12 protein-coding genes and 1 tRNA gene are annotated in these 13,087 nt (G+C 73.0%); 9 read left to right on the top strand and 4 right to left on the bottom strand.

What is annotated here, in order from left to right; all coding sequences use genetic code 11:
- Positions 1-2 precede the first annotated feature (2 nt).
- The 5 genes from recR (at position 3) to AC24FB_RS06275 (ending at position 6,169) form a co-directional block, all read left to right on the top strand.
- A complete protein-coding gene (recR, locus tag AC24FB_RS06295) occupies positions 3-602 on the top strand; it encodes a recombination mediator RecR (protein WP_425714357.1) in 600 nt (199 codons plus the stop codon).
- Between the two features lie 9 nt (positions 603-611).
- Positions 612-1,397, top strand: a complete 786-nt coding sequence (locus AC24FB_RS06290) for a TSUP family transporter (RefSeq protein WP_425714358.1) — start codon at positions 612-614, stop codon at positions 1,395-1,397.
- Positions 1,398-1,546: 149 nt separating this feature from the next.
- A complete protein-coding gene (locus AC24FB_RS06285) occupies positions 1,547-2,818 on the top strand; it encodes an aspartate kinase (protein ID WP_425714359.1) in 1,272 nt (423 codons plus the stop codon).
- Complete coding sequence (locus AC24FB_RS06280; protein ID WP_425714360.1) at positions 2,815-3,867, top strand: aspartate-semialdehyde dehydrogenase; 1,053 nt, start codon at positions 2,815-2,817, stop codon at positions 3,865-3,867. Before AC24FB_RS06285 ends, AC24FB_RS06280 begins: the two co-directional genes overlap by 4 nt.
- A gap of 205 nt (positions 3,868-4,072) precedes the next feature.
- A complete protein-coding gene (locus AC24FB_RS06275) occupies positions 4,073-6,169 on the top strand; it encodes an acyltransferase family protein (RefSeq protein ID WP_425714361.1) in 2,097 nt (698 codons plus the stop codon).
- A gap of 382 nt (positions 6,170-6,551) precedes the next feature.
- On the opposite strand, the gene AC24FB_RS06270 is transcribed toward AC24FB_RS06275, so the two are convergent.
- The 3 genes from AC24FB_RS06270 to AC24FB_RS06260 form a co-directional block, all read right to left on the bottom strand.
- Positions 6,552-6,628: transfer RNA gene (locus AC24FB_RS06270), tRNA-Pro, on the bottom strand.
- A gap of 171 nt (positions 6,629-6,799) precedes the next feature.
- The gene (locus AC24FB_RS06265) at positions 6,800-7,798 is read right to left on the bottom strand and encodes a metallophosphoesterase (protein ID WP_425714362.1); all 999 of its coding nucleotides are present in this window, start codon (positions 7,796-7,798) and stop codon (positions 6,800-6,802) included.
- Entirely contained in the window at positions 7,798-10,248 is a 2,451-nt protein-coding gene (locus AC24FB_RS06260; RefSeq protein ID WP_425714363.1) for a transglycosylase domain-containing protein, read from the bottom strand. Before AC24FB_RS06260 ends, AC24FB_RS06265 begins: the two co-directional genes overlap by 1 nt.
- Before the next feature lie 227 nt (positions 10,249-10,475).
- Here AC24FB_RS06260 and AC24FB_RS06255 point away from each other — a divergent pair, with 227 nt between their 5' ends.
- Genes AC24FB_RS06255 through AC24FB_RS06245 form a run of 3 tightly spaced genes read left to right on the top strand, consistent with a single transcriptional unit; the run spans position 10,476 to position 11,468 of the window.
- The gene (locus AC24FB_RS06255; RefSeq protein ID WP_487561418.1) at positions 10,476-10,781 is read left to right on the top strand and encodes a WhiB family transcriptional regulator; all 306 of its coding nucleotides are present in this window, start codon (positions 10,476-10,478) and stop codon (positions 10,779-10,781) included.
- 55 nt (positions 10,782-10,836) lie between these two features.
- Complete coding sequence (sp36, locus tag AC24FB_RS06250; RefSeq protein WP_425714365.1) at positions 10,837-10,998, top strand: Sp36 family protein; 162 nt, start codon at positions 10,837-10,839, stop codon at positions 10,996-10,998.
- Entirely contained in the window at positions 10,998-11,468 is a 471-nt protein-coding gene (locus AC24FB_RS06245; protein WP_425714366.1) for a RidA family protein, read from the top strand. Before sp36 ends, AC24FB_RS06245 begins: the two co-directional genes overlap by 1 nt.
- A 118-nt stretch (positions 11,469-11,586) precedes the next feature.
- Here AC24FB_RS06245 and AC24FB_RS06240 read toward each other — a convergent pair whose 3' ends face one another.
- On the bottom strand, positions 11,587-12,264 hold the full coding sequence (locus AC24FB_RS06240) for a Crp/Fnr family transcriptional regulator (RefSeq protein WP_425714367.1): 678 nt from the start codon (positions 12,262-12,264) through the stop codon (positions 11,587-11,589).
- A gap of 109 nt (positions 12,265-12,373) precedes the next feature.
- On the opposite strand from AC24FB_RS06240, the gene nth reads away from it, so the two are divergent.
- A complete protein-coding gene (gene nth, locus AC24FB_RS06235) occupies positions 12,374-13,078 on the top strand; it encodes an endonuclease III (RefSeq protein ID WP_425714368.1) in 705 nt (234 codons plus the stop codon).
- The last annotated feature ends 9 nt before the right edge of the window (positions 13,079-13,087 follow it).

The following is a 13,087-nucleotide window of genomic DNA, read 5'->3' as shown; positions in this document are numbered from 1 at the left end:
GCGTGTACGACGGCGCTGTTCAGGATCTGATCGACGAGCTCGGGCAGCTGCCCGGGATCGGTCCGAAGTCTGCCCAGCGCATCGCGTTCCACGTGCTCGCGGCCGAGCCGGACGACATCGCCCGCCTCGCCACCGCGCTGGTCGAGGTCAAGGCCAAGGTCCGCTTCTGCGACGAGTGCGGGAACGTCGCCGAGGCCGAGCTGTGTCGCATCTGCGCCGACGAGCGCCGCACCTACGCGCTGCTCTGCGTGGTCGAGGAGCCCAAGGACGTCGTGGCCATCGAGCGCACCCGCGAGTTCCGGGGCCGCTACCACGTGCTCGGCGGCGTCATCGACCCGCTGCGCGGCATCGGGCCGAACGACCTGCGGATCGCCGACCTGCTCACACGTATCGGCAAGCACCCGGTCGAGGAGGTCATCCTCGCCATGGACCCGAACATCGAGGGCGAGGCCACGGCGACCTACCTCATCCGCCTGCTCGGCCAGCTCGAGATCCCCGTCTCGCGCCTCGCCGTCGGGCTCCCCGCCGGCGGCGACCTCGACTACGCCGACGAGGTCACCCTCGGCCGGTCGTTCGAGGGCCGCACGCGCATCTCCTCCTGATCGCCGGCCATGCCCGAGATCGACCTCACGGTCCTCCTCCTGCTGGTCCTCGCCGGGCTCGCCGCCGGCTGGGTCGACGCCGTCGTCGGCGGCGGCGGCCTCATCCAGCTTCCCGCCCTCCTCCTCGTGCCGGGCATGAGCCCGCTCGCGGCGGTGGCGACGAACAAGGTCGGCTCGATCATGGGCACGACCGTCAGCTCGATCACCTACTACCGCCGCGTCCACGTCGACCTGCGCACCGCCCTCCCGATGGCCGGGGCTGCCCTCCTCGCGGCGATCGGCGGCGCCGTCATCGCCTCCTCGATCCCCGAGCAGGCGTTCACGCCGATCATCCTCGCGGCGTGCGTGGCGGTCCTCGTCTACACCGTGGCGCGGCCGAACGTGGGCCGTGACAACGCGCTGCGGCTCACCGGCGCCCGCCACCTCGCGGCCGCCTGCGCGATCGGCGCCGTCATCGGCCTCTACGACGGGGTCATCGGTCCCGGCACCGGGTCGTTCCTCGTCATCAGCCTCGTCGGCCTGCTCGGCTACGCGTTCCTCCAGGCCTCGGGCATCGCGAAGATCGTCAACCTCGCGACGAACCTCGGCGCGCTCCTCTTCTTCGTCCCCGCCGGGCACGTGGTGTGGGCGGCCGGTCTCGCCGTCGGCGTCGGCAACCTCGCCGGCGGCTACCTCGGCGCGCGCATGGCGGTCGCGCGCGGATCGGGGTTCGTCCGGGTGGTGTTCGTCGTCGTCGTGTCGGTGCTCGTCCTGCGCCTCGGCTGGCAGATGGGGGACGAGCTCGGCTGGTGGTAGTCCGCAGGGAACCCGCGTGAGCCGTCGCTCAGGTCCGCGGACCGGGACCACCTGTCCACCTTCCGGGCATCCCCCTATCCTTGTCGGCACGACGGAGTCGGCGGTGCCCTGACCGTCGGTCCACCGACGAGATCTTGGAGGCACCACCAGTGGCACGTGTCGTGCAGAAGTTCGGCGGATCCTCCGTCAGTGACGCCGAGGCGATGCGGCGGGTCGCCCGCCGGGTCGCCGCCACGCGGAAGGCTGGCCACGAGGTGGTGGTCGTCGTCTCCGCGATGGGTGACACGACGGACGACCTGCTCGACCTCGCCGGTCAGGTGACGGACGATCCGCCCGCCCGCGAGCTCGACATCCTCCTCACCGCGGGCGAGCGCATCTCGATGTCGCTCCTCGCGATGGCGTTGACCGCCGAGGGCGTGAGCGCCCGGTCCTACACGGGGCAGCAGGCCGGCCTCGTCACGGACACGTCCTACGGGCGCGCCTCGATCCTCAAGATGGCGCCCGGCCGGATCCTCAAGACCCTCGACGACGGGCAGGTCGCCATCGTCGCCGGGTTCCAGGGAGTCAACGAGAACAACGACGTCACCACGCTCGGCCGCGGCGGCTCCGACACGACCGCCGTGGCGCTCGCCGCCGCGCTGGACGCCGACGTCTGCGAGATCTTCTCCGACGTCGACGGCCTGTTCACCGCGGACCCGCGGATCGTGCCCAAGGCGCGGAAGATCGACCGGATCTCGTTCGAGGAGACCCTCGAGCTCGCGTCCCACGGCGCGAAGATCCTCCACCTGCGGGCCGTCGAGTTCGCCCGCCGCTACGGCGTGCCGCTGCACGTGCGCTCGTCGTTCTCGCACCTGGAGGGGACGCTGGTCACCTCCGAGAACACGTACGAAGGAGACGACATGGAAGAGCCGATCATCTCCGGCATCGCCCACGACCAGAGCCAGAGCAAGATCACGGTGGTCGACGTGCCGGACATCCCGGGCTCCGCGTCGCGCCTGTTCCGGGTCGTGGCCGCCGCCGAGGCGAACATCGACATGATCGTCCAGAACGTCTCCGCGAAGGCGACGGGGACGACGGACATCTCCTTCACGCTGCCGACCGACCAGGTCGCGGCCGCCCGCCGCGCGCTCGAGGCGGCGCGCGAGGAGATCGGCTACGGCGAGCTCCGCGCGGACGAGGAGGTCGGACTCCTCTCGCTGGTCGGCGCCGGCATGCGCTCGAACCCCGGCGTCTCCGCCCGGCTCTTCGACGCCCTGTACAACGCGGGCATCAACATCGAGATGATCTCGACGTCGGAGATCCGCATCTCCGTCGTCACCCGTTCGGAGGACCTCGAGGCCGCGGTGCGCGCCGTCCATACGGCCTTCGACCTGGACGCGGAGGACACCGAGGCGGTCGTGTACGGAGGGACCGGACGATGACGATGACAGGACTCAAGGTCGCGGTGGTCGGGGCGACCGGCCAGGTCGGGCGCGTCATGCGCGCGCTTCTCGAGCAGCGGGGGCTCACGCCGGAGCAGGTCCGGTTCGTCGCCACCGCGCGCTCGGCGGGCACGCGGCTGCCCTTCGCCGGTGGCGAGGTCGTGGTCGAGGACATCGAGACCGCCGAGCTCGCGGGCATCGACGTCGCCCTCTTCTCCGCCGGCGGCGGCACCTCGCGGACGTGGGCACCGAGGTTCGCCGAGGCCGGCGCCGTGGTGGTCGACAACTCCTCGGCGTTCCGCAAGGATCCCGAGGTGCCGCTGGTCGTGTCCGAGGTCAACCCGCACGCCGCGGCGAACCGCCCGCACGGCATCATCGCCAACCCCAACTGCACGACGATGGCCGCGATGCCCGCCCTCAAGGCGCTGCACGACGCCGCCGGGCTCGTCCGGCTCACCGTCACCAGCTACCAGGCCGTCTCCGGCTCCGGCGTGGCCGGCGTGAAGGAGCTGGCCGGCCAGATCCGTGCCGGAGTCGAGCAGGATTTCGAGGCGCTCGCGCTCGACGGCTCCGCGATCGACCTGCCGGTCCCCGAGGTCTACGCCGAGCCGATCGCCTTCAACGTGGTGGCCCTCGCCGGCAACCTCGTCGACGACGGCTCGCGGGAGACCGACGAGGAGCAGAAGCTGCGCAACGAGTCGCGCAAGATCCTCGAGCTGCCCGACCTGCGCGTGTCCGGCACCTGCGTGCGCGTGCCCACGTTCACCGGCCACGGGATGGCCGTCAACGCCGAGTTCGAGCGGGAGCTCACCCCCGAGCGCGCCCTCGAGGTGCTCGAGGCCGCCCCCGGCGTCGCGCTCGACGACCTGCCGACCCCGCTCAAGGGCACCGGCCGCGACGAGACGCTGGTCGGTCGCGTCCGCGCCGACGGTGCCGCGCCCGACGGGCACGGGATCGCGATGTTCGTGGTCGGCGACAACCTGCGCAAGGGTGCCGCCCTCAACACCGTCCAGATCGGGGAGCTCGTCGCCGCCGAGCTCGGCCGCTGAACCCGGACAGCCGCACGCGGCCCGTCCCTGCCGACCTCGGCAGGGACGGGCCGTTCGGCGTTCGCGGCCGGCCAGCTCTCGGTGCGTATGCGGTCCCCACCGACGGCACGCCGTAACCAGCGTGGCTGCTGTTACTCGTGTGACTCATGGTGTTCCATAGGGGGCGCCGCCCGGCGGGTGGTGTCGAACGGAGGGAGCACACGGCATGGCGATCGGTGGACGGATCCGGGGCCTGGACGGCCTGCGCGCGCTCGGCTGCGCGCTCGTCCTCGTCTACCACCTGCTGCCCGGGCTCGCCCCGGCGGGCAACGTGGGCGTCGACGTCTTCTTCGTCGTCTCGGGCTTCCTCATCACCACCCTGCTCGTGCGCGAGATCGGCCGCACGGGGTCCGTCGACGTCCCCGGATTCGTCGTCCGACGGGTCAGGCGCCTCGCCCCGGCCGTCGTCACGTGCGCGCTCGCCGTCACCGCACTCGCCGCGCTCGTGGGCGGCGACGTGCTCGTCCGGATCGGCCGCCAGCTCGTCGGCACCCTGACCTTCACCGCCAACTGGTTCCAGGTCGCCGACGGCCAGAGCTACTTCGACCAGCAGACCCCGGCGCTCCTCACCCACGCGTGGTCCCTCGGGGTCGAGCAGCAGTTCTACCTCGTGTGGCCACTCGCCCTGCTCCTCGTCTGGAAGGCGCCGCGCGGCATCCGCCCCTGGCTCGCGCTGACGATCGGCGCGGCCTCGGTCGCGCTGGCCGCCGGCCTCGGCGGCTCCCGCGCCTACCTCGGCACCGACACCCACCTCTACGGGCTCATGCTCGGCGCCGCGCTCGCCCTCGCGCTCGCCCCGGGCCGGCCGCGCAGCCGGGACGGCCTCTGGTACCCCGCCGGGCACCCCGCCCGCCGGAGCGCCGAGGGAACCGTCGGTCCGGTGCAGGCCGCCGTCCGCGGGGGCGCCGGTTGGGCTGCCCTGCTCGCCCTCGTCGTCCTCGCCGTCGTGGGTTCGGCCGCGAGCGACCTCGCCACCCCGTGGCTCCTGCTGGCCGCCTCGGTCCTCGCCGCCCTCGTGGTGCAGGCGATGACGCCCGCCGTCCTCGAGCAGCCGGCCGGGCGCACGCTCGTCCGCGTGCTCGAGCTGCCGCCGGTCGTCTGGCTCGGCGAGCGGTCGTACTCCATCTACCTGTGGCACTGGCCGCTCCTCGTCCTCGCCCAGGCGCAATGGCCCTACGCCGATCCCCGCCTCGTCGCCGCCGGCGTGCTCGCCGGCACCGTTCTCGCCGCCGAGGCGAGCTACCGGTGGGTCGAGACCCCCGTGCGACGCCTCGGCGTCCGCGGCGCCGCCGCCTCGCTCAGGCGCCGGTCTCTCACCCTCGGCGTGCCCGTGGTGGCCGCGTCCGCGGTCGTCCTCACCGGCACCGCGTGGGCGGTCGACCAGGCGCCCGACCGCACCTCGACCGAGGAGCTCTTCGCCTCCGGGCCCGGCACGGGCGGCGTGCGGACGTATCCGGCGCCCGGCGAGTCCGACGAGACCGGGGACGCCGGCGGGTCCGACGCCGGTGAGACCCCGGACGACGGCGCCGGCGACGGGTCTGCCGGGGCGGACGAGCACGGCCCGACCGGCGAGCCCGGCGGCGCCGAGGACCCGGCCGGAGAGAACCCGTCCGCCGAGGGGGAGCCCGGAACGACCGGCACGAGCCCCGACGACGACGAGCCCCCGTCCGGTGAGTCCCGCTCGGAGCAGGGCGAGCCGGGGCAGGGCGGGCGCGAGGGCGGCGAGAGCGCGTCCGGGGAGTCCCCCTCCGGAGACGGCGCGCCCAGCGCCGGGTCGGGTGTGGCCGGCGCCGACGTCAGCGTGGTCGGGGACTCCGTCACGCTCGCGTCCGGTCCGGCCATCGGCGAGGCGCTGCCCGGCGTGACCGTCGACGCGGAGGTCTCCCGCTCGTTCGGCTCCGAGGTGGGGATCGTCGAGCAGATGGCTCGGGCCGGCACGCTCGCCGACCACGTGGTCGTGGCCGGCGCGACGAACGGGACCGTCCGCGAGTCCGAGATCGACCAGCTGGTCGAGGCCGCGGGGGACAGGTGCGTCGTCCTCGTCACCGGCTACGGGCAGGACAGCGCGACCTGGATCCCGGAGGCGAACGGGGCGATCCACGAGTCGGCCGAGCGGCACGAGAGCGTCGTCGTCGCCGACTGGCACGCCGCCGTCGAGGACGATCCGGAGCTCGTCGGCCAGGACCACATCCACCCGGGCAACGACGGCGCGCGGCAGTACGCGGCGACCGTCGACCAGGCGCTCGGATCCTGCCCCTCCTAGCACATTCCGGCGCCGCGCGCAGCGGCTGAGCGTGGGCAGAGGTCTCTCCTCCTCGGGACGGAGACTTCCGGCCGGGAATTCACCCTCGTGAGGGTGAGGTGCGGACCGGGCGGAAGGCAAGATGGGTTGTGGGCGCGGGGGCGTCCGCAGCAGTACACCGTGGCGCGTCCCGGACGATCCGGGGGGACAGCCGGGATGCGCCACGGATCTGCTTCCGCCGTCCGGACGGGTCGCAGGGGGACTCGTCGGGACAGCGCAGATCTTCACGAGGGGCCGCAGGCACACAGCCTGCGGCCCCTCGTTCGTGTCCGGGACTCGTCGTGGGGCCACGCATGACGAAGGGCCGCCTCCCTGCCTCTCGGCAGGCCGACGGCCCTCCAGCTGGTCGGGGTGACAGGATTTGAACCTGCGACCTCTTCGTCCCGAACGAAGCGCGCTACCAAGCTGCGCCACACCCCGTGGCAACCGGACCAGAATACCCGCTCGACCGGCACCCGCCTGCCGCCGACCAGGTGGCACGCCACACATGCCGCGGCGGCGTGACGCCCGTTCGCGCCGGTCCCTGCCCGGCCGGCGATGCCCACCGGTCGTGGCACACCGGGCAACGGCCACCCGGGCAGCGGCCCGGACTCAGCCCTCTCCGCGGGGCGTGACGAGCGTGAGCACGGTGGCCTCCGGCCGGCACGCGAACCGCACCTGGGCGTAGGGGCTCGTGCCGAGGCCGGCCGAGACGTGCAGCCAGGTCGAGACCTCCCCGCCCTTGCGGTCCGGGCGCTCCCCGGGCCAGCCGTGCAGCCCGGACGCGCGCCCGGTGTCGAGGTCGCAGTTCGTCACGAGCGCCCCGTAGAAGGGCACGCGCACCTGCCCGCCGTGCGTGTGCCCGGCGAGGATGAGGTCGCAGCCGTCGTCGGCCATGTCGTCGAGCACGCGCGTGTAGGGCGCGTGGGTGACGCCGAGGTGGACGCTCGGCCCCTCGGGCACCTCCGCCGCCTCGGCGTCGGGGGCGGGGAAGCGGTCCCGGTCCAGGTGGGGGTCGTCCACGCCGACCGCGGTCACGCGCACGCCGCGCACCTCGACCGATCCCCGGCGGTTGGTCAGGTCGACCCACGCCCCCGAGGTGAGCATCGCGCGCAGCTCGTCGGTCGGCAGCGGCGTCGTCGGCGGGTGGTCCTCCTCGTCCTCGGAGGAAGGGCCCGCGAGGTAGCGCAGGGGGTTGCGCCAGCGCGGGGCGACGTAGTCGTTCGATCCGAACACCACCAACCCCGGCACGTCGAGGAAGCCGCCGAGCGCCTGGCGCAGGGGCTCGATCGCGTCGGGCGAGGCGATGAGGTCACCGGTGACCACGACGAGGTCGACCTCGACGTCCTTGAGCGAGCGCAGCCAGCGCAGCTTGGCTCGCTGGGTGGGCAGCAGGTGGAGGTCCGAGAGGTGGAGGATCCGCAGCGGCTCGCTGCCGGCGGTCAGGGTCGTCACGCGGTCGTGCCGCAGCGTGAACATCCGGGTCTCGGCCAGGCCCCACGTGGCCACGCCCGCGGGAACGGCGGCCAGGGCGTACGGCCACGCCGCGCGTCCGACCGTGGCGGCCCCCCGGCCGACGCTGCGCAGGACGCCGCGCCAGGGTGCGGCCATCAGTCGTCACCGCCCGACGGCGCCTCGGTGGTCGGGTCCTCGTCCTCGTCCTCGTCCGGTGGCTCCGTGGTGGGATCCGGCGTGGTCGGCGGCTCGGAGCTCGGCTCCTCGCTCGCCGGGCCCGAGGACGGGTAGATGTTGACGGTCGACCCGCGCGGCGCGGACGAGCCGGCGGCGGGGCTGCTCGCCGCGACGCCGCCCGCGCGCCACTCGGACGAGCGCTCGGCGCCCACGCTCACCTCGAAGCCCGCGCGTTCGAGGAGGGTCGTCGCGTCGTCGACCGAGTATCCGACGACGTCGGGCACGGCGACGCTGGGTTCGTCGTCGTCGTCCGAGGTGGAGGGCCGGTTCGCTGTCGCGTCCGGGAACTGCAGCACCGGCTCGCCCTCGAGGGCGCGGTTCGTGTACTCGGAGAACACCATCGCCGGGTAGAGACCGCCGTAGACCTCGGGGTGGAACTGGCCGTTGATCGTCGAGTCGAACATCGACTCGTTGGAGTCGATGTGGCCCATCCAGATCGCTGTGGCGAGCTGGGGGGTGTACCCGGAGAACCAGGCGGCGGCGTCGGCGTTGGCGGTACCGGTCTTGCCGGCCGCCGGACGGTTGTCCTCGAGCACGGCGTTGGACCCGGTGGCCGTGGGCTGGACGACCGACTCCAGGGCCGTCGTCACCTCCGCCGCCACCTCCGGCGCGAGGACCTCCGCGCAGTTCGAGGGCGGCACCGGCACGTCGTTGCCGGCCGAGTCGGTGACCTCGAGGATCGCGACGGGGTCGCAGTGCACGCCCCCGGCGGCGAGGGTCGCGAACGCCTCGGCGATCTGCAGGGGCGTGTTCTGGTTCGTGCCGAGCACCATCGAGGGGCGCGGCATCATCTCGGTGCCGTTGGCCTGGGTGTCGATGCCCATCGCGGCCGTCGTGTCGAGGATCGCGCACAGGTCCATGTCCGCGGCCATCTCGATGAACGGGGTGTTGATCGAGCGGGCCGTGGCGTCCCGCACGGTGACCATGCCGTTGGCGGCGCCGAGGCCGCTCTCGAGGTTGCCGGGCTCGTAGTTGTCCCGCAGCTCCGGGGCGCACGAGATGTTCCACTCCCCGCGGGGGAACATGCGGTCGGTGGCGTTGACGCGGTCACGGATCGAGTGACCGGAGTTCACCCACTCGACGAGGGTGAACGTCTTGAACAGCGACCCCGTGAGGAAGCCGTTGCCGCCGCCGCGGTCCGTGCCGACGTTGAGGTTGATGAGCGTGGCGTCCTGGTCCGTCTCCGTCGGTGGCCCGTAGTTCGTGTTCTGGACCATGGCCTGGATGCGTCCGGTGCCGGGCTCGATCGAGCTGAGCGCCATCCGGATGTCCGAGGGGTCCGTGACGGGGACGTTCGCGGTCACCGTCTCGTAGGCCGCGGCCTGCCGCTCGAGGTCGATGGTGGTCGTGATGGTCAGGCCGCCGCGGTAGAGCATCCCCTGCCGGTCGGCCAGCGACTCGCCCCACGACTCGTTCGCGAGGAGCTCCTTGACCACGTAGTCGCAGAAGTAGGCGGCGTTGCCGGCGGCCCCGCACCCGTTCTGGGTGTAGGTGACGTCGAGCATCTCCTCGACCGGGGTGCCCACCGCCTCCTCGTGCTGCTCGTCGGTGATGTACTCGAGCCGCAGCATGTTGTCGAGGACGAGGTTGCGGCGGACCTCCGCGTTGTCCGGGTGCGCGACCGGGTCCCAGCGGGCCGGGGACTGCGTGATGCCTGCCAGCAGGGCCGACTCGGCGACGCTCATCTCGGCGGCCGAGTGGTTGAAGTAGTGCTGCGCCGCCGACTCCACGCCGTAGACCGAGGGACCGAACTGGGCGATGTTGAGGTAGCCCGTGAGGATCTGGTCCTTCGACTGCTGCTGCTCGAGCGCGATGGCGAGCTGCGCCTCGCGGAGCTTGCGGCCGAGCGAGGTCTCGACCGCGCCCTCGATGGCCTCCGCATCGCCGGACCGGCGGCCCTGCTCGATGAGGAGGTTCTTCACGTACTGCTGCGTGAGGGTCGACGCCCCGGCGAGCGCGCCGCCGGTGAGGTTGTTGACGGTCGCCCGCATGATGCCCTGGAGGTCGACCCCGTTGTGCTCGTAGAACCGCTCGTCCTCGATCGCCACCACGGCGTTCTTCATGTCGGCGTCGATCGCCTCGGACTCGACGATGATCCGGTTCTCCGCGTAGAACGTGCTGAGCACCGTGCCGTCGGAGGCGAGGATCGTCGACCGCTCGGAGGGCTCGGGGATGCCGAGCTCGGCCGGCAGGTCGCTGAACAGCTCCGTCCCGGCCCGCGTGACCTGGCCCGTCGTCGCCACGGCCGGCAGCACGAGCGCCGCGCTCAGCAGGCCCCCCATCACCGAGACCAGGACGAACGCGAGCAGCGTGACGATCGCCTGGTCCACGCGCAGGGCGCGACGGGGCCGTGAGGAGCTGCGACTCATGTGCGTCAGGGTACGCAGCGCGGTGCCCGTCGGGGTGAGCGACAGGTCACGCGGGGGAGAGGACTTCGTGGCGAATTGGTCTCATCTGTGAGAATGGGTCTTCCCATAACCCAGGAATCCGGGCTACTTTCGGCGGGTCGCGTTTCGTTCCGGCAACGTCCGTCCCGGTTCGTCGCGGCACCGGCTGCAAAGAAAGGTGTATCGCGTTGAGTGACGCAAGCTGGACGATGAGGGCAGCGTGCGCTGATCTGGACCCCGACGTGCTGTTCGCCGAGGGCCCCGCGCAACGACAGGTCCGGTCCGTGTGCTTCGCCTGCCCCGTCCGACTCGAGTGCCTGGCCGACGCGCTGGAGGCGGGACCGGTCCAGGGCGTGTGGGGCGGTCTCACCGAGCGCGAGCGCCGCGCGCTGCAGCGCCGGTACCCCGCCGTCACCTCCTGGAGCGAGGCCCTGCGGCGCGAGGACGACGCCGTCATCGCGCAGCTCAGCCAGGCCGAGGCTCCGCGCCTCCTCATGGCGCGCGCCACCAGCTGACCCACCGGGCGGTCGGCAGGTGCCCCCGGAGGTCCCGCCGCCATAGGATCGGCGCATGACTACCTGGGAGTACGCGACCATCCCGCTCATCAGCCACCAGACCAAGGCGATCCTCGACCAGTGGGGCGCCGACGGCTGGGAGCTCGTCCAGATCGTCCCCGGCCCCGAGGGCACCACGAACCCGGTGGCCTACCTCAAGCGTCCGACGGGCGCCTGATGGGCGCCGAGGCCCGCCTGGCCGAGCTGGGGATCCAGCTGCCGCCGGTCGCCACCCCGGTCGCCGCCTACGTCCCCGCCGTGCGGACCGGCACGCACGTCCAGACCTCGGGCCAGCTTCCCGTCGTCGGCGGCGAACCCACGCACGTCGGCCTCGTCGGCGCCGGTGTCTCGCCCGAGGACGCCTACGCCGCCGCTCGCACGGCCACGCTCAACGCCCTGGCAGCGGTCCGCTCGCTCACCGGGTCGCTCGACGCGATCACGCGGGTCGTCAAGGTGACCGGCTTCGTCGCCTCCGATCCCGGCTTCACCGGGCAGCCCCAGGTCGTCAACGGCGCCTCCGAGCTGCTCGGGGAGATCTTCGGCGACCTCGGCACGCACTCGCGCTCCGCGGTCGGGGTCGCGGTGCTCCCGCTGGGTGTCCCCGTCGAGGTCGAGCTGCTCGTCGAGGTCTCGCCCGACGAGGCCTGAGCCCGGCCCGTAGGCGCCCACCCGCGCACGGCGGCGGAACCTGCGCGGGACGACGGGACCCATGCACGACGACGGCGCCCCGGCCCGCAGGCCGGGGCGCCGTCACGCCGTGGTCGGGTCAGCGGGCGCGGCGGCGCAGGCGCTCGATGTCGAGGAGCAGCACGGCGCGACCCTCGAGGCGGATCCAGCCGCGGGAGACGAAGTCGGCGAGCGACTTGTTGACCGTCTCGCGGGAGGCGCCGACCAGCTGGGCCAGCTCCTCCTGGGTGAGGTCGTGGGGGACGTGGACGCCCTCGGAGGTCGACTCGCCGAACCGGTCGGCGAGGTCGAGCAGTGCCTTGGCCACGCGACCCGGCACGTCGGAGAACACGAGGTCGCCGAGCGCGGTGTTCGTGCGGCGCAGGCGCTGGGCCAGCGAGCGCAGGAGGCGCTTGCCCAGGCCCGGACGGGTGTCGATGTACTCCATGAGGTCGCGGTGCTCGAGGACGAGCATCCGGGTCGGCGCCACAGCGGTCGCCGTCGTCGAGCGGGGTCCCGGGTCGAACAGGGTGAGCTCGCCGAGGAGCTCGCCGGGGCCGAGCACCGCCAGGAGGTTCTCGCGGCCGTCGGCCGAGCGGTGCCCGACCTTCACCTTGCCGTCGAGGAGGATGTACATCCGGTCGCCGGGCTCACCCTCTCGGAACAGGATCTCCCCACGGCGCAGCTTGATCTGCCCCATGACCTGCAACAGGGCGGCGCGATCGGCCTCCTCGAGGTCCTCGAACAGCGGGACCGAGTCGATGACGTCACCATCCACGGCGCTTCTCCTTCTTCTCGCGGCGGCAGTACCTCGGGGCACTACCTCCCCATCCTGCCATCACCTGTGACGCGGGGCACCCAGCCTCGCCGCGACGTACCATCGCTTCGTGGTCCGGGGATCTGCGCAGACGGCCGCCGAGGTGTCGGTCGGACGCCGCGAACGAGGTGGTGCGGGCCGTGGCGGCGGCACCCGGCGCGGTCGGGAGATCGACGCCGCGCTGCAGCGCGCCTACCCGGACGCCCGCTGCGCCCTCGACCACCGCAACGCGTTCGAGCTGCTCGTGGCCACCGTGCTGTCGGCGCAGACCACGGACGAACGGGTCAACACCGTCACCCCCGAGCTGTTCGACCGGTGGCCCACGCCCGCCGATCTCGCCGCCGCGTCCGAGGACGACGTGCGCGCCGTCGTGCGCGTCCTCGGGTTCCAGGCGCGGCGGGCGGGCCAGCTGATCGGTCTGGCCGCCGCCCTCGAGCGTGACCACGCGGGGGAGGTCTCCGCCGACCGGGACGCCCTGACCGCGCTGCCCGGGGTCGGGCGCAAGACCGCCCACGTCGTCCTCGGCAACGTCTTCGACGTCCCGGCGATCACGGTCGACACCCACGTGGGCCGGCTCGCGCGGCGCCTCGGGCTCACTGCGGCGGACGCGCCCCTCGCCGTCGAGAAGGACCTGGCCCGCGAGCTCCCGGAGGCGGACTGGACCTTCGCCTGTCACCGGCTCATCGCCCACGGGCGCGCCGTGTGCACGTCGCGCGCGCCCGCCTGCGGCGCGTGCGTGCTCGCGGACCTCTGCCCCCGCGTCGGGGTGGTCTGACCCGGGGGC

It is taken from the genome of Georgenia sp. Z1344, assembly GCF_057652375.1.
Note: the sequence above shows the minus strand (reverse complement) of the source record. Positions and strands in the feature narration are given on the sequence as shown.